Annotated in this window: 14 protein-coding genes; 12 read left to right on the forward strand and 2 right to left on the reverse strand. The window is 67.2% G+C overall.

The features are described 5' to 3' along the window. Positions 1–33 precede the first annotated feature (33 nt). From AC0N04_RS10025 to AC0N04_RS10035, 3 genes are read left to right on the forward strand one after another with little or no spacing between them, the layout of a single operon-like run. Positions 34–741 carry a succinate dehydrogenase iron-sulfur subunit gene (locus tag AC0N04_RS10025; RefSeq protein ID WP_474281116.1) on the forward strand — a complete coding sequence of 236 codons (708 nt, stop codon included), beginning with the start codon at positions 34–36 and terminating at the stop codon, positions 739–741. A 34-nt stretch (positions 742–775) separates the two neighbouring features. Next, on the forward strand, positions 776–1,042 hold the full coding sequence (locus tag AC0N04_RS10030; protein ID WP_474281117.1) for an FAD assembly factor SdhE: 267 nt from the start codon (positions 776–778) through the stop codon (positions 1,040–1,042). 28 nt (positions 1,043–1,070) lie between these two features. Then, entirely contained in the window at positions 1,071–2,381 is a 1,311-nt protein-coding gene (locus AC0N04_RS10035; RefSeq protein WP_474281119.1) for a citrate synthase, read from the forward strand. 81 nt (positions 2,382–2,462) lie between these two features. Here AC0N04_RS10035 and AC0N04_RS10040 read toward each other — a convergent pair whose 3' ends face one another. Beyond that, complete coding sequence (locus tag AC0N04_RS10040) at positions 2,463–3,779, reverse strand: SUMF1/EgtB/PvdO family nonheme iron enzyme (RefSeq protein ID WP_474281121.1); 1,317 nt, start codon at positions 3,777–3,779, stop codon at positions 2,463–2,465. A 70-nt stretch (positions 3,780–3,849) separates the two neighbouring features. After that, the gene (locus AC0N04_RS10045; RefSeq protein WP_474281123.1) at positions 3,850–4,497 is read right to left on the reverse strand and encodes a GntR family transcriptional regulator; all 648 of its coding nucleotides are present in this window, start codon (positions 4,495–4,497) and stop codon (positions 3,850–3,852) included. Between the two features lie 128 nt (positions 4,498–4,625). Between AC0N04_RS10045 and scpA the strand changes: the two genes are divergently transcribed. The 9 genes from scpA to AC0N04_RS10090 all read left to right on the forward strand — a co-directional run bounded on the left by scpA (position 4,626) and on the right by AC0N04_RS10090 (position 17,140). Next, positions 4,626–6,785 carry a methylmalonyl-CoA mutase gene (gene scpA, locus AC0N04_RS10050; RefSeq protein ID WP_474281125.1) on the forward strand — a complete coding sequence of 720 codons (2,160 nt, stop codon included), beginning with the start codon at positions 4,626–4,628 and terminating at the stop codon, positions 6,783–6,785. Between the two features lie 31 nt (positions 6,786–6,816). Continuing rightward, complete coding sequence (locus AC0N04_RS10055; RefSeq protein WP_474281127.1) at positions 6,817–7,278, forward strand: GNAT family N-acetyltransferase; 462 nt, start codon at positions 6,817–6,819, stop codon at positions 7,276–7,278. Between the two features lie 116 nt (positions 7,279–7,394). Then, a complete protein-coding gene (gene meaB / locus AC0N04_RS10060; RefSeq protein WP_474282039.1) occupies positions 7,395–8,387 on the forward strand; it encodes a methylmalonyl Co-A mutase-associated GTPase MeaB in 993 nt (330 codons plus the stop codon). 33 nt (positions 8,388–8,420) lie between these two features. Further along, a complete protein-coding gene (locus AC0N04_RS10065; protein WP_474281128.1) occupies positions 8,421–9,953 on the forward strand; it encodes an acyl-CoA carboxylase subunit beta in 1,533 nt (510 codons plus the stop codon). Positions 9,954–9,979: 26 nt separating this feature from the next. Continuing rightward, positions 9,980–10,102, forward strand: coding sequence for a hypothetical protein (locus AC0N04_RS10070; protein WP_474281130.1), 123 nt, complete (start codon positions 9,980–9,982; stop codon positions 10,100–10,102). Continuing rightward, positions 10,095–12,170 carry an acetyl-CoA carboxylase biotin carboxylase subunit gene (locus AC0N04_RS10075; RefSeq protein WP_474281132.1) on the forward strand — a complete coding sequence of 692 codons (2,076 nt, stop codon included), beginning with the start codon at positions 10,095–10,097 and terminating at the stop codon, positions 12,168–12,170. Before AC0N04_RS10070 ends, AC0N04_RS10075 begins: the two co-directional genes overlap by 8 nt. Before the next feature lie 8 nt (positions 12,171–12,178). Beyond that, positions 12,179–12,640 (forward strand): VOC family protein, encoded by a 462-nt coding sequence (locus AC0N04_RS10080; protein ID WP_474281134.1) that lies wholly within the window; start codon positions 12,179–12,181, stop codon positions 12,638–12,640. A gap of 101 nt (positions 12,641–12,741) precedes the next feature. Beyond that, positions 12,742–14,673: a propionate--CoA ligase gene (locus AC0N04_RS10085; RefSeq protein ID WP_474281136.1), complete on the forward strand. Its 1,932-nt coding sequence runs from the start codon at positions 12,742–12,744 to the stop codon at positions 14,671–14,673. Between the two features lie 235 nt (positions 14,674–14,908). Next, on the forward strand, positions 14,909–17,140 hold the full coding sequence (locus AC0N04_RS10090; protein WP_474281138.1) for an NADP-dependent isocitrate dehydrogenase: 2,232 nt from the start codon (positions 14,909–14,911) through the stop codon (positions 17,138–17,140). Positions 17,141–17,145 lie beyond the last annotated feature (5 nt).

The raw sequence follows: 17,145 nt of genomic DNA on the forward strand, positions 1-17,145 counted from the left end.
CGCCAACGGCACGACATTCAGAGAAAGAAGACCATGAGCGACAAGCGCACCTTCCAGATCTACCGCTACGACCCCGACCAGGACGCCAAGCCCTACATGCAGACCATCGAGATCGAACTCGATGGTCACGAACGCATGCTGCTGGACGCGCTGATCAAGCTCAAGGCGGTCGACCCGAGCCTGAGCTTCCGCCGCTCCTGCCGCGAAGGCGTGTGCGGTTCGGACGCGATGAACATCAACGGCAAGAACGGCCTGGCCTGCCTGACCAACATGCGCACGCTGCCGCAGACCATCGTGCTGCGGCCGCTGCCGGGCCTGCCGGTGATCCGCGACCTGATCGTGGACATGACGCAGTTCTTCAAGCAGTACAACTCGATCAAGCCTTACCTGGTCAACGACGAGCGCCCGCCCGAAAAAGAGCGGCTGCAGTCGCCCGAGGAGCGCGAGGAACTCGACGGCCTGTACGAGTGCATCCTGTGCGCGAGCTGCTCCACGTCCTGCCCGAGCTTCTGGTGGAATCCGGACAAGTTCGTCGGCCCGGCCGGCCTGCTGCAGGCCTACCGCTTCCTGGCCGACAGCCGCGACCAGGACACCTCCGCCCGTCTCGACAACCTCGAAGACCCGTACCGGCTGTTCCGCTGCCACACCATCATGAATTGCGTCGACGTCTGCCCCAAGGGGCTGAACCCGACCAAGGCGATCGGCAAGATCAAGGAATTGATGGTGCGCCGCGCCGTGTGAGCGGCCGCACGGTCAACTTCAAGCAAGCCTGGGCATGGAAACTGCATCCCTGACCGCCACCGACATCAGTCGCCTGAAATGGCGTTGCCGTCGCGGTTTGCTCGAAAACGATCTGTTCATTGAGCGCTTCTTCCGGCGGCACGAGAGTTCTCTCACCGTGGCGCGGGTCGAAGGCCTCCAACAGTTGATGGACCTGGCCGACAACGACCTGCTGGATCTCCTGCTTGCGCGCAAGCAGCCCGCCGGCGAACTCGACCGCCCCTGCGTGCAGGACGTGCTGGCGCTGCTGCGCCAAGCCTGAAGAACGAATTGATTGAAAGGACCCGACGATGACCCCGTCCGACGTGAAAGCCACCCTGTCGTTCTCCGACGGCAGCCCCAGCATGGACCTGCCGATTTACAAGGGCACCGTGGGCCCGGATGTGATCGACATCCGCAAGCTCTACGGCCAGACCGGCAAGTTCACCTACGACCCCGGCTTCCTGTCGACCGCGTCGTGCAATTCGACCATCACCTACATCGACGGCGACAAGGGCGAATTGCTGTACCGCGGCTACCCGATCGAGCAGTTGGCGGTGAACTGCGACTACCTCGACACCTGCCACCTGCTGCTGTACGGAGATCTGCCCAACGCCACCGAGAAGCAGAACTTCACCGCCCGCGTGACCAACCACACCATGGTCAACGAGCAGATGCAGTTCTTCCTGCGCGGCTTCCGCCGCGACGCGCACCCGATGGCGGTCATGACCGGCCTGGTGGGCGCGCTGTCGGCCTTCTATCACGACAGCACCGACATCAACAACCCGGAGCACCGCGACATCGCTGCGATCCGCCTGATCGCCAAGATGCCCACGCTGGTGGCGATGGCGTACAAGTATTCGGCCGGCCAGCCCTACATGTATCCGCGCAATGAGTTGTCGTACGCCGGCAATTTCCTGCGCATGATGTTCGCCACCCCCTGCGCCGACTACAAGGTGAATCCGGTGATCGAGCGCGCGCTCGACCGCATCTTCATCCTGCATGCCGACCACGAGCAGAACGCGTCCACCTCCACCGTGCGGCTGTGCGGCTCGTCGGGCACCAACCCGTTCGCGGCGATCGCGGCCGGCGTGGCCTGCCTGTGGGGCCCGGCGCACGGCGGGGCCAACGAGGCCTGCCTGAACATGCTGGAGGACATCCAGAAGATGGGCGGCGTGGCCAAGGTCGGCGAGTTCATGAACCAGGTGAAGGACAAGAACTCCGGCGTCAAGCTGATGGGCTTCGGTCACCGGGTCTACAAGAACTACGACCCGCGCGCCAAGCTGATGCGCGAGACCTGCCACGAGGTGCTGAGCGAACTGGGCCTGCACAACGACCCGCTGTTCAAGCTGGCGATGGAGCTGGAGAAGATCGCGCTGGAAGACGACTATTTCGTCGCCCGCAAGCTCTATCCGAACGTCGACTTCTACTCCGGCATCGTGCAGCGCGCCATCGGCATCCCGGTGTCGCTGTTCACCGCCATCTTCGCGCTGGCCCGCACCGTGGGCTGGATCGCGCAGCTCAACGAGATGATCGCCGACCCGGAGTACAAGATCGGCCGTCCGCGCCAACTGTTCGTCGGCTCGGTGCCGCGCGACGTCAAGCCGCTGGGGCAGCGCTGATCGCGTCGCGGCAGCCCGCCCGGGCTGTCGTGATCGTGCCGTTCGTCAGGCCGCCTTCGGGCGGCCTTGTTCTTGGTGGCGTCAGGCGGCCGGCCCCGGCGGGGCTTCGCCGTCCTGCGGCGCGGCCTCCAACGAGCAGCTGCGAAAGCCGGTGAACCCGTCGTTGCGGTCTTCGGCGGCAGCGCGGCGCGCGCTCGGCCACGCCAGGCGGGGGCTGCTCCCGTGCGAGTGGCCGCGCAGGCTGACCAGCGGCACCCCGCCCGGGGCCGACCCGCTAGCAGCCTGGCCGGCCCCGGGCGACGGAGCGTCGAAGGCGCTGGCAGTCCATTCGAGAACCTGGCCCCAGGTCAGCGCCGACCCCTCCGTCTCGGCCTGCCGCACGGCTGCCTCCCATTCCCATTCGCTGGGCAGCCGCCGGCCCGCCCAGCGGCACCAGGCCTGCGCCTCGTGGCGACACAGGTGCATGGCCGGCCAGGACGGGTCCAGCGGGACCCATTGGCCGAACTGGGCGAGTTGCCAGTGGCCGTCGTCGCCGCGTCCGAGGTGGCGCGGACGGCCCAGGCTGTGGCGACGCCGCCAGGCCCAGCCTTGCGGGGTCCACCGGGTCGGATCGTCGTAACCGCCGGCTTCCACGAACGGCAAAAAGCGGGCCCAGGTCACGGGGGCGCGGTCGATCCGGAACGCGGCCAACCGCAGGGCGCGGGCGGGGTGTGCCGAGCCGGGCAGGTCGCCTGGCTGGACGGCTCCCAGCATGTGTTGGGTTTCGGGGATCCCGAGTTCGCCGGCCGGGTGCGCGCAGCGGGTGGGCGTGGCCGCGAGCGGGCCGGGCGCGATGCCCAGCGTCTGCGCCATGCACAGCAAGCGCTCGGCCAGCAGGTCTTCGCGCCACAGCGCGTCGCGATAGACCTGCAGCGCCGTGTCGTCGTGGGGCGTGCCGCGCAGCAGCGCCAGCGTGCGTTGCCGGCTGGACTGCAGCAGGGCCAAGGTGTCGCGCAGGCCGGGAACGGGCTGGTGCCAGCGGTCCGCATGTGAGCGCCGCTCGCCGAAGCAGCGGTCGATCTGCGTCATCGGCGCCGGTCCGCGCCCGAAGCCCTCCGACGATGCGGTGCCGTGACGGCGCAGCGGGTTGCGCGAGATCCAACCGTCCTCCAGCCACGCCAGCTCGGCCAGCAGCCACAGCGGCGGGTCCAGTTCGGGCAGGTAACGCAGTTCCAGCTGCGGCCCCAGCCCGGCCACCAAGGCGTCGGTCAGCGCCAGCGTGTGGTGGCGGGCGTCGCGCAGCGCAGCCGCCAGGGCTCGCGCGTCGCCGCGGGCCACCACGGCGGGCAGATCCTGCAGGCCGGGTCGTGGAGCGTCAGGCTCGGGGGACGGGGTGGGCGCGGCGGCGTCGGGGGTCATGGGCGTCGTGGTGGGGCGGAGCGGCGCGAGGGCTCGCGCGCTGGGCCCGGATTATCCCGGCGCCTGCCGCTCAGGCGGTGGCCGCCGTCAGGCCGTTGTCGAAGTGCGCGCGCATCAGGCGGCTGGCCGCAGCCGGGTCGTGCGCCTCGAGGGCCTGCATCAGCGCCCGGTGCTCGGCCAGCGATTCGGCCAGCCGGCCTTGCTTGAACAGCGAGTGATGGCGGTTGAGCTTCATCACCTTGCGCAGGTCGGTGACGATCTGCTGGCGCCAGCGGTTGCCGGCCAAGGCCAGCAGGCGGAAGTGGAACTGCTCGTTGGCGTCGAAGAACGCGTCGCGCTTCCTGACCTGCCTTTCCAGCAGGTCGTGCAGCTTGCGCAATTCGCCGATCTCCTGGTCATTGCCGCGCTCGGCGACCTCGGAGGCCGCATCACTTTCCAGCAGGCCCAGCAGGCGGTAGACCTGCCGCACGTCGTCCGACGACATCTCGGTGACGTAGGCGCCGCGCCGCACCTTCATCGTCACCAGCCCCTCGACGGCCAGCACCTTCAAGGCCTCGCGCAGCGGTGTGCGGCTGATGCCGTAATCGAGGGCCAGCTTCTGCTCGTCGATCCAGCTGCCCGGCTCGAGCGCCCGGCTGAAGATCTGCTCGCGCAGCTTCTCGGCGACCTGCTGGTACAGGGCGCGCGGGGCGAACAAGGTGTCGGCTTCGGCAGGCACGGCGGTGTCAGGTCATCGTCAAATTTGAATTCATAATTATGCATCATGTATGATGGCGGGCAAGCGGGCCGAACCCTCAGGGTACGGCCTTCACCCCGGGACCTGTCACAGGACCGCCAGGAGTTTCCATGTCCAGCAAGAACGAGTTTCAGGCCGCATCTCTTGAGCAATGGGCCAAGGCGGCAGCGAAGTCCGCACCGGGCGGCGACGTGCAGGCGCTGACCTGGCACACGCCAGACGGCATCCGCGTCAAGCCCTTGTACACGGCCGCGGACACGGCGGCGCTGCCCTTCGCCGACACGCTGCCGGGCTTCGAGCCCTTCATCCGCGGTCCGCAGGCCACGATGTACGCGGTGCGGCCCTGGACCATCCGCCAGTACGCCGGCTTTTCCACCGCCGAGGAATCGAACGCGTTCTACCGCAAGGCGCTGGCCGCCGGCGGGCAGGGCGTGTCGGTGGCCTTCGACCTGGCCACGCACCGCGGCTACGACTCCGACCATCCCCGCGTCACCGGCGACGTCGGCAAGGCGGGCGTGGCGATCGATTCGGTCGAGGACATGAAGATCCTGTTCAACGAGATCCCGCTCGACAAGGTCAGCGTCTCGATGACGATGAACGGCGCGGTGCTGCCGGTGCTGGCCGGCTACGTGGTGGCCGCCGAGGAGCAGGGCGTTGCGCAGGACCAGTTGAGCGGCACCATCCAGAACGACATCCTCAAGGAGTTCATGGTCCGCAACACGTACATCTACGGCCCCGAGCCGTCGATGCGGATCATCGGCGACATCATCGAGTACACGGCGCAGAAGATGCCGAAGTTCAACTCGATCTCGATCAGCGGCTATCACATGCAGGAAGCCGGCGCCAACCAGGCACTGGAACTGGCCTTCACGCTGGCCGACGGCAAGGAGTACGTGAAGACGGCGATCGCCAAGGGCATGGACGTGGACGCCTTCGCCGGCCGGCTGAGCTTCTTCTGGGCCATCGGGATGAACTTCTATCTCGAGATCGCCAAGATGCGTGCGGCGCGCCTGCTGTGGTGCCGCATCATGAAGGGCTTCGGCGCCAAGAGCCCCAAGAGTCTGATGCTGCGCACCCATTGCCAGACCTCGGGCTGGAGCCTGACCGAGCAGGACCCGTACAACAACGTGGTGCGCACCACGATCGAGGCGATGGCGGCGGTCTTCGGCGGCACCCAGAGCCTGCACACCAACAGCTTCGACGAGGCCATCGCGCTGCCCACCGAGTTCAGCGCACGCATCGCCCGCAACACCCAGCTGATCATCCAGGAAGAGACCCACATTCCCAGCGTGGTCGACCCCTGGGCCGGCTCCTACATGATGGAGTCGCTGACGCAGGAGATGGCCGACCAGGCCTGGGCGATCATCGAGGAAGTCGAGGCGATGGGCGGCATGACCCGGGCGGTCGATTCGGGCTGGGCCAAGCTGAAGATCGAGGCTGCGGCCGCCGAAAAGCAGGCCCGCATCGATTCTGGCAAGGACGTGATCGTCGGTGTCAACAAGTACAAGCTGGCCAAGCAGGACCCGATCGAGATCCTGGAGGTCGACAACGTCAAGGTGCGCGAAGGCCAGGTCGCGCGACTGAAGGCCATTCGGGCCGGGCGCGACGGCGCCAAGGTGCAGGCCGCGCTGGACGCGCTGACCGACGCCGCGCGCAGCGGCTCGGGTAACCTGCTGGACCTGAGCATCCAGGCGGTGCGCCTGCGCGCCACGGTGGGCGAGGTCAGCGATGCGCTGGAAAAGGTGTTCGGCCGCCACCGCGCGGACATTCAGAAGGTGACCGGTGTGTACGCTGCTGCCTACGACTCCGCCGAAGGCTGGGACAAGCTCAGGGACGAGATCGACCAGTTCGCGCAAAGCCACGGCCGCCGACCGCGGGTGATGATCGCCAAGCTGGGTCAGGACGGCCACGATCGCGGCGCCAAGGTGGTGGCCACGGCCTTTGCCGATCTCGGCTTCGATGTGGACATCGGCCCCTTGTTCCAGACCCCCGAGGAGTGCGCCCGCCAGGCGATCGAGAACGACGTGCACGCCGTGGGCATCAGCACGCTGGCCGCCGGCCACAAGACCCTGGTGCCCGCCATCATTGCCGAGTTGAAGAAGCAGGGCGCCGACGACATCATCGTCTTCGTCGGGGGGGTGATCCCGGCGCAGGATTACGATTATCTGTACGAGGCCGGTGTCAAGGGCATCTACGGTCCCGGCACCCCGATTCCGGCCAGCGCCAAGGACGTGCTGGAGCAGATCCGCGGCGCCCAGGGCGCGGCCTGACACCGATCGATACCCACCGACGCCCGTCATCATGGTGTACCAGGACCGCGGACTGGAAGGTCTCTCGCTGGCGCCCGCCGGCGAGGGCGATTTCGAGGCCTTGCTCGCCTTGCGCATGGCCGCGATGCGCGAAAGCCTGGAGAAGGTCGGCCGCTTCGACCCGCAGCGCGCCCGCGAGCGCCTGTCGCGCGGCTATCTGCCGGCCTACACGCGCCACATCCTGAAAGACGCCGAACTGGTCGGCTTCGTGGTGGTGGTGCCGCGCGAGCACGACTGGCTGCTGGACCATCTCTACATCCATCCCAGCGGCCAGGGGCAGGGCATCGGCAGCTGGGTGCTGGCCAAGGTCCTGCAGGAGGCGGACGCGCAGCACAAGGCCGTCAGCGTCACCGCGCTCAAGCACAGCGATGCCAATCGCTTCTACCTGCGCCACGGCTTCGTGCTGCAGGCCGAAGGCGAGTGGGACCTGTACTACCTGCGTCCGGCCAGATGATCCCCCCCCGTAGCGCCTGCGTCGCTCCCCCCCAGGGGGGCGCAACGAGCGGCCCGGCAAAGCCGGTTCCGCCGTTGCCGCTTGATGGCGCCCATGCACTTTCCGCCACAGATGCACTGCTGCTGCAGCAACTGACGGCGGGCGAGGCCGCGCCGCGACGCCGCGCGATCGCCAAGGCCATCACGCTGCTGGAGTCGACCCGTCCCGATCACCGCGTGCGCGCCGACGCGCTGCTCAACGCCGTGCTGCCGCACAGCGGCCGTTCGTTCCGCCTCGGCATTTCGGGCGTGCCGGGCGTGGGCAAGAGCACCTTCATCGAGGTGCTGGGCCTGCACCTGATCGCGCAGGGCCACCGTGTGGCGGTGCTGGCGGTGGACCCGTCGAGCTCGGTGTCGGGCGGATCGATCCTGGGCGACAAGACCCGCATGGAGCAGCTCAGCGTCCATGACGCCGCCTACATCCGCCCCAGTCCCAGCAGCGGCACGCTGGGTGGCGTGGCCGAGCGCACGCGCGAAAGCATGCTCATCTGCGAGGCCGCCGGTTTCGACGTGGTGATCGTCGAGACCGTCGGCGTGGGCCAGAGCGAGACGGCGGTGCAGGGCATGACGGACATGTTCGTGCTGCTGCAGCTGCCCAACGCCGGCGACGACCTGCAGGCGATCAAGAAGGGCGTGATGGAGCTGGCCGACCTGGTCGTCATCAACAAGGCCGATCTCGACGAGCATGCGGCCGTGCGCGCCCGCGCGCAGATCACCTCGGCCTTGCGGATCTACGGCCAGCAAGGCCATCCGGACCATGCCCATCATGACACCGCGCTCTGGCACCCGACGGTGCTGCAGATGAGCGCGCTGAAGAACCTGGGCATCGAAGCGTTCTGGCAGACCTGCGGCCGCTACCGCGAGCTGCAGATGGCCAGCGGCCGCTTCACCGCGCGGCGCCACGCCCAGGACCAGGCCTGGATGTGGGAACGCATCGAGGCCGGACTGAAGCAGCGCTTCCGCGCCCATCCCCAGGTGCACGAGCAGCTGCCCGCGATCACCGCCGAGGTCCGCGCCGGCCGCATCGCCGCCTCCGTCGCGGCGCGGCGCCTGCTCGACCTGTTTTCCTGACGCAAGAGACATCTGAAACGAGGAGTTCCTCCCATGCATGACATCCAACACATGCTCGAAGAAAAGCGCGCCAAGGCGCGCCTGGGCGGCGGCGAAAAGCGCATCGCCGCACAGCACGCCAAGGGCAAGCTGACCGCGCGCGAGCGCATCGAACTGCTGCTCGACGAAGGCACCTTCGAAGAGTGGGACATGTTCGTCGAACACCGCTGCACCGACTTCGGCATGGACGGCAACAAGATCCCTGGCGATGGCGTGGTCACCGGCTACGGCATGATCAACGGCCGGCTGGTGTTCGTGTTCAGCCAGGACTTCACCGTCTTCGGCGGCGCGCTCAGCGAGACCCACGCCGAGAAGATCTGCAAGGTGATGGACCAGGCGATGAAGGTCGGCGCGCCGGTGATCGGCCTGAACGACTCGGGCGGCGCGCGCATCCAGGAAGGCGTGGCCTCGCTGGGCGGCTACGCCGACGTGTTCCAGAAGAACGTGATGGCCTCGGGCGTGATTCCGCAGATCAGCATGATCATGGGCCCGTGCGCCGGCGGCGCGGTGTACTCGCCGTCGATGACCGACTTCATCTTCATGGTGAAGGACAGCTCCTACATGTTCGTCACCGGCCCCGAGGTGGTCAAGACCGTGACCCACGAGGAGGTGACCGCGGAGGAACTGGGCGGCGCCAGCACCCACACCACCAAGTCCGGCGTGGCGGACCTGGCCTTCGACAACGACGTGGAGGCGCTGCTGATGCTGCGCCGCTTCTTCAACTACCTGCCGCTGAACAACCGCGAGAAGCCGCCGGTGCGACCCAGCGGCGACAGCGCCCAGCGCCTGGACCACTCGCTCGACACGCTGGTGCCGGACAACCCCAACAAGCCCTATGACATCAAGGAATTGATCGTCAAGGTGGTGGACGACGGCGACTTCTTCGAGCTGCAGCCCGACTACGCCGCCAACATCGTCATCGGCATGGCGCGCATGGAAGGTCAGACCGTCGGCATCGTGGCCAACAACCCGCTGGTGCTGGCCGGCTGCCTGGACATCAAGAGCAGCATCAAGGCCGCGCGCTTCGTGCGCTTCTGCGACGCCTTCAACATCCCGGTGATCACCTTCGTCGACGTGCCCGGCTTCATGCCCGGCACCTCGCAGGAGTACGGCGGCATCATCAAGCACGGCGCCAAGCTGCTCTACGCCTACGCCGAGTGCACCGTGCCCAAGGTCACGGTGATCACCCGCAAGGCCTACGGCGGTGCCTACGACGTGATGTCGTCCAAGCACCTGCGTGGCGACGTGAATTTCGCCTGGCCCAACGCCGAGATCGCGGTGATGGGGGCCAAGGGCGCGGTGGAGATCATCTTCCGCGAGGACAAGGGCGATCCGGAGAAGCTGGCCGCGCGCGAAGCCGAGTACAAGGCCCGCTTCGCCAACCCCTTTGTGGCCGGCTCGCGCGGCTTCATCGACGACGTGATCCAGCCGCACGAAACGCGCAAGCGCATCTGCCGCTCGCTGGTGATGCTGCGCGACAAGAAGCTGGAGAACCCGTGGCGCAAGCACGGGAACATCCCTCTTTGAATTCACGCTGCGCGGAGAAAAACACCATGTTCAAGAAGATCCTGATGGCCGATCGCGGCGAAGGCGGTCGCGTGGCGGCCGCTTCGGCCAAGCCCAATTGCACGGCGCGCGCAGGCGATTTGTCCGCGATGGAGACGACCCATGTTTAAAAAGATCCTGATTGCCAATCGCGGAGAAATCGCCTGCCGCGTCATCAAGACCGCCCGGAAGATGGGCATCCAGACCGTGGCGGTCTACTCGGAAGCCGACAAGGACGCCCGCCACGTCGAGCTGGCCGACGAGGCCGTGCTGCTGGGCCCGGCGCCCTCGCGCGAGAGCTACCTGGTGGCCGACAAGATCATCGCCGCCTGCAAGCGCACCGGCGCCGAAGCCGTGCACCCTGGCTACGGCTTCCTGTCCGAGAACGAAGCCTTCGCCAAGCGCTGCGAGGACGAGGGCATCGCCTTCATCGGCCCGCGGCACTTCAGCATCGCGGCGATGGGCGACAAGATCGCGTCGAAGAAGCTGGCGAACGAGGCGAAAGTCAACACCATTCCCGGCTGGAACGATGCGATCGAGACGCCCGAGCGCGCGGTGGAGATCGCCAGGGACATCGGCTATCCGGTGATGATCAAGGCCTCGGCCGGCGGCGGCGGCAAGGGCCTGCGCGTGGCCTTCAACGACAAGGAGGCCTTCGAAGGCTTCTCGTCGTGCCGCAACGAGGCCCGCAACAGCTTCGGCGACGACCGCGTCTTCATCGAGAAGTACGTGCTGGAGCCGCGCCACATCGAGATCCAGGTGCTGGGCGACAGCCACGGCAACGTGGTCTACCTGAACGAGCGCGAGTGCTCGATCCAGCGCCGCCACCAGAAGGTGATCGAGGAGGCGCCGTCGCCCTTCATCAGCGACGCGACCCGCAAGGCCATGGGCGAACAGGCCGTGGCGCTGGCCAAGGCGGTGAAGTACCAGAGCGCCGGCACGGTGGAGTTCGTGGTCGGCAAGGACCAGGATTTCTACTTCCTGGAAATGAACACCCGGCTGCAGGTCGAGCACCCGGTGACCGAGAACATCACCGGCCTGGATCTGGTGGAGCAGATGATCCGCGTGGCGGCCGGCGAGAAGCTGACCTTCACGCAGGCCGACGTGAAGCGCGAGGGCTGGTCCATCGAGTGCCGCATCAACGCCGAAGACCCGTTCCGCAACTTCCTGCCGTCCACCGGCCGCCTGGTGCGCTACCAGCCGCCGGCGCAGCAGCTGGAGCAGTCGCTGCCCACGCTGCAGGGGCCGGCCTACAGCCACGGCCGCTACGGCGGCGTGCGGGTGGACACCGGCGTCTACGAAGGCGGCGAGATCCCGATGTTCTACGACTCGATGATCGCCAAGCTCATCGTGCACGGCCGCGACCGCAACGAGGCCATCGCGATGATGCGCGAGGCGCTCAACGCCTACGTGATCCGCGGCGTCAGCAGCAACATCCCGTTCCAGGCCGCCTTGCTGGCGCACCCGAAGTTCGTCGCCGGCGACTTCAACACCGGCTTCATCGCCGAGCAGTACGGCAAGGGCTTCCGCGCCGAGGACGTGCCGCACGACGATCCGTTGTTCCTGGTCGCGCTGGCCGCTTTCGTGCGGCGCAAGGCGCGCGAGCGCGCGGCCGGCATCAGCGGCCAGTTGCCGGGCCATGGCGTGGCGCATGCGGCGGAGCTGGTGGTGGTGCAGCTGGGAAGCGAAGGCCGCCACGTGCACCATGCTGTGACGCTGGGCGCCTTCGATCCGGTGCTGTGCCAGGCCGAGATCGGCGTGGGCGGCAAGACCTTCGTCATCCAGAGCCACACCAAGCTGGGCGACGTGCTGATGACCGGCAGCTGCAACGGCCAGCCGTTCAGCGCCCAGGTGGAGCGCGGCTCGGCCAAGCAGCCGCTGGCGATGCGCGTCGCCCACAACGGCACGGCCATCGACACGCTGGTGCTGCTGCCGCGCGCTGCCGAGATGTTCAGGCTGATGCCCTACAAGGCGCCGCCGGACCTGAGCAAGTTCCTGCTCTCGCCGATGCCGGGGCTGCTGGTGGACGTGGCCGTCAGCGTCGGCCAGAAGGTCCTAGCGGGCGAGAAGCTGGCGGTCATCGAGGCGATGAAGATGGAGAACATCCTGCTGGCGACCCAGGACGGCGTGGTCAAGGAGATCCGCGCTGCCAAGGGCGAGAGCCTGAGCGTCGACCAGGCCATCATCGCGTTCGAGTGAGCACCGTCATGAGCAAACCGTTCAAGATCCTCGGCATCCAGCAGATCGCCATCGGCGGTGCCAGCAAGGACCGGCTCAGGAGCCTGTGGGTGGACCTGCTGGGCCTGACCGTCAAGAGCCGCTTCGTCAGCGAGCGCGAGAACGTCGACGAGGACATCTGCGCGCTGGGCCACGGCCCCGCCGCGGTCGAGGTCGACCTGATGCAACCACTCGATCCGGACAGGAAGCCGGCGGTCCACACCACGCCGCTGAACCACGTGGGCCTGTGGGTGGACGACCTGCCCCAGGCCGTGGCCTGGATGAGCGCCCACGGCGTGCGCTTTGCGCCCGGCGGCATCCGCAAGGGGGCGGCCGGCCACGACATCTGCTTCATCCACCCCAAGGGCAACGACGAGTTCCCGGTCGGCGGCGAGGGCGTGCTGATCGAGCTGGTGCAGGCGCCGCCGGAGGTGGTGGCCGCGTTGGGCTGAGCCGCTGCTTGCGGCGGCGCAAGGGCCGGCGCCGGCGCGGGCCAGTTTGACAGTACGGCGTCAGCCAGGCGCTGTGCAATCGAGCGCTGACGGCGCGCATCGTGCAGCGCCGGAGCCGATGGCAGGAGACACACAAGATGACGAACTACGCCGAGTTTCACCGCCGCTCCATCGAAGACCGCGACGGCTTCTGGCGCGAGCAGGCCGCGCTGATCGACTGGCACCGGCCCTTCGAGCAGGTCTGCGACTACAGCCGCCCGCCCTTCGCCACCTGGTTTGCCGGCGGCGTCACCAACCTGTGCCACAACGCGGTGGACCGCCACCTCGCGACGCGGCCGGACCAGAACGCGCTGATCTTCGTCTCCACCGAAACCGACACCGAGCACGCCTACAGCTTTCGCGAGCTGCATGCCGAGGTGCAGCGCATGGCCGCCATCCTCAAGGCGCTGGGCGTCGGCAAGGGCGACCGCGTGCTGATCTACATGCCGATGATCGCCGAGGCCTGCTTCGCGATGCTGGCCTGCGCGCGCATCGGCGCGATCCATTCGGTCGTGTTCGGCGGCTTCGCCAGCCATTCGCTGGCCAGCCGGATCGACGATGCCCGCCCCAAGGCCATCGTCAGTGCCGACGCCGGCATGCGCAGCGGCAAGGTGGTCGCCTACAAGCCGCTGCTGGACGAGGCCATCGCGCTGAGCCAGCACCGGCCCGACCGGGTGTTGATGGTCGACCGCGGGTTGGCGCCGTTTGCCCGCGTCGCCGGGCGCGACATGGACTACGCGGCGCTGCGCGAGGCGCACCGGGACACCGTCGTGCCCTGCGAGTGGGTGGCCAGCGACCACCCCAGCTACATCCTCTACACCAGCGGCACCACCGGCAAGCCCAAGGGGGTGCAGCGCGATACCGCCGGCTACGCCGTGGCGCTCGCCGCGTCGATGAAGCACATCTACATGGGCCATCCGGGCGAGACCTACTTCTCGACCTCGGACATCGGCTGGGTGGTGGGCCACAGCTACATCATCTATGGCCCGCTGATCGCCGGCATGGCCACGATCATGTACGAAGGCCTGCCGACCCGGCCGGACGCCGGCATCTGGTGGCGCCTGGTGGAGAAATACCGGGTCAGCGTGATGTTCAGCGCGCCGACGGCGGCGCGGGTGCTGAAGAAGCAGGACCCGGCGTTCCTGACCCGGTACGACCTGTCCAGCCTCAAGGCCTTGTTCCTCGCTGGCGAGCCGCTGGACGAGCCGACCGCCACCTGGATCGCCGATGCGATCCACAAGCCCATCATCGACAACTACTGGCAGACCGAGACCGGCTGGCCGATCATGGCCATCTGCAACGGCGTCGAGCAGGCGCCGACCAAGTTCGGCTCGCCCGGCAAGGCGGTCTACGGCTACGACGTGCGCCTGATCGACGAGACCACCGGCGACGAGATCACCGAGCCGCACAAGAAGGGCGTGATCGCGGTCGAAGGCCCGCTGCCGCCGGGCTGCCTGCAGACCATCTGGGGCGACGACGAACGCTATGTCAAGACCTACTGGTCCAGCATCCACCAGCGGATGATGTACAGCACCTTCGACTGGGGCGTGAAGGACGAGGACGGCTACTTCTTCATCCTCGGCCGCACCGACGACGTGATCAACGTCGCCGGCCACCGCCTGGGCACGCGCGAGATCGAGGAAAGCCTCAGCAGCCACCCCAACGTGGCCGAGGTCGCCGTGGTCGGCGTGGCCGATCAGCTGAAGGGCCAGGTGGCGGTGGCCTTTGTCGTGCTGAAGGATCCCAGCCAGGCCGGCACCGACCTGGACGCGCTGAAGCTGGAGGGCGAGCTGATGAAGGTTGTCGACGGCCAGCTCGGTGCGGTCGCCCGGCCGGCTCGGGTGCGCTTCGTCAGCGTGCTGCCCAAGACCCGCAGCGGCAAGCTGTTGCGCCGCGCGATACAGGCGGTGTGCGAAGGTCGCGACCCAGGTGACCTGACCACGATGGAGGACCCGGCGGCGCTGCAACAGGTGAAGGACACGGTGGCCCGCTGACGCCGCCGCCCCCCTCCCCAGGCCACCCTCGGTGGCCTTTTTCCTGCCCGCGGGCCCCGTCCATCGAAGAAATTTTCAGCCGGAATCGCGCTTGATTTCACATCGTGAGCTGTGAATTCAAAAAAGACGGTCCAGGTCAGACCCTCGAAAGCAAAATCCGGCAACGTCCAGGGGTTGTCACACCAGCGTTGCGATGCTGGTCGCGGCCCCGTACACCTACAGCCGGAGATACGCCATGAGCACCCAGCAGTCCACCATCATCTACACCCTCACCGACGAGGCGCCGGCGCTCGCGACCGCGGCCTTCCTGCCGATCGTGCGCGCGTTCACCCAGCCGGCGGGCGTCCAGGTGGTGACCAGCGACATCTCGGTGGCGGCCCGCATCCTGGGCGAGTTCTCCGATCTGCTGCCCGATGCCCAGAAGCGGCCCAACACGCTGGCCGAGCTGGGCAAGAAGACGCTGGAGCCGGACGCCAACATCATCAAGCTGCCCAACATCAGCGCCTCGCAGAACCAGTTGGTGACGGCGATCCGCGAATTGCAGTCCAAGGGCTACGCGCTGCCGGATTTCCCCGAGAACCCGCAGACCGACGAGGAAAAGGCGATCCGCCTGCGCTACAACAAATGCATGGGCAGCGCGGTCAACCCGGTGCTGCGCGAAGGCAACTCCGACCGCCGTGCGCCCAAGGCGGTCAAGGAGTACGCCCGCAAGCACCCGCACAGCATGGCCGAGTGGAGCCAGGCCTCGCGCTCGCATGTCTCGCACATGCACCGCGGCGACTTCTATCACGGCGAAAAGTCGATGACGCTGGACAGGGCGCGCGACGTGCGGATGGAACTGGTCACCAAGAGCGGCAAGACCATCGTGCTGAAGCCGCTGACCAAGCTGCTGGACCGCGAGGTCATCGACAGCATGTTCATGAGCAAGAAGGAGCTGCTGGACTTCTACGAAAGGGAGATCGAAGACGCGCACAAGACCGGCGTGATGTTCTCGCTGCACGTCAAGGCCACGATGATGAAGGTCTCGCACCCCATCGTGTTCGGCCATTGCGTCAAGATCTTCTACAAGGATGCGTTCGAAAAGCACGCCAAGCTGTTCGACGAACTGGGCGTGAACGTCAACAACGGCATGGCCAACCTGTACGAGAAGATCGCCACGCTGCCGCAGAGCAAGCAGGACGAGATCAAGCGCGACCTGCACGCCTGCCACGAGCACCGCCCCGAGCTGGCGATGGTGGACTCGGCCAAGGGCATCACGAACTTCCACTCGCCTAACGACGTGATCGTGGACGCCTCGATGCCGGCCATGATCCGCAACGGCGGCAAGATGTGGGGCGCCGACGGTCGCTTGAAGGACGTCAAGGCCGTGATGCCCGAATCGACCTTCGCCCGCATCTACCAGGAGATGATCAACTTCTGCAAGTGGCACGGCGCCTTCGACCCCAAGACCATGGGCACGGTGCCCAACGTGGGCCTGATGGCGCAGCAGGCCGAGGAATACGGCTCGCATGACAAGACCTTCGAGATCTCCGAGGATGGCGTCGCCAACATCACCGACATCGCCACCGGCGAGGTGCTGCTGAGCCAGAACGTCGAGGCCGGCGACATCTGGCGCATGTGCCAGTGCAAGGACGCCGCCATCCGCGACTGGGTCAAGCTGGCCGTCAACCGCGCCCGCAACTCGGGCATGCCGGTGGTGTTCTGGCTGGACGCCTACCGTCCCCACGAGGCGCAGCTGATCACCAAGGTCAAGATGTACCTGCACGAGCACGACACCACCGGGCTGGACATCCAGATCATGAGCCAGGTCCGTGCGATGCGCTATACGCTGGAGCGCGTCATCCGCGGCCAGGACACGATCAGCGCCACCGGCAACATCCTGCGCGACTACCTGACCGACCTGTTCCCCATCATGGAGCTGGGCACCAGCGCCAAGATGTTGTCCATCGTGCCGCTGATGGCCGGCGGCGGCATGTACGAGACGGGGGCCGGCGGCTCGGCGCCCAAGCACGTGCAGCAACTGGTGGAGGAAAACCACCTGCGCTGGGACAGTCTGGGCGAATTCCTGGCGCTGGCCGTGAGCCTGGAGGACCTGGGGCTCAAGGCCGGCAACGAGAAGGCCAAGATCGTGGCCAAGGCACTGGACGCCGCCACCGGCAAACTGCTGGACAACAGCAAGGGCCCCAGCGCCAAGACCGGCGAACTCGATAACCGCGGCAGCCAGTTCTATCTGGCCATGTACTGGGCGCAGGAGTTGGCCGCGCAGACCGATGACAAGGCCTTGCAGGCCCATTTTGCGCCGCTGGCTCAGGCCCTGGCCGAGAACGAAGCCACCATCGTGGCCGAGCTCGCGGCGGTGCAAGGCAAGCCGGTCGACATCGGCGGCTACTACCTGGCGGACCCGGCCAAGCTGGACGCGGTGATGCGGCCCAGCCGGACGCTGAATGCGGTGCTGGCGGCGGCCTGATCCCC

The sequence above is a fragment of the Ideonella sp. sgz306126 genome (assembly GCF_056032705.1).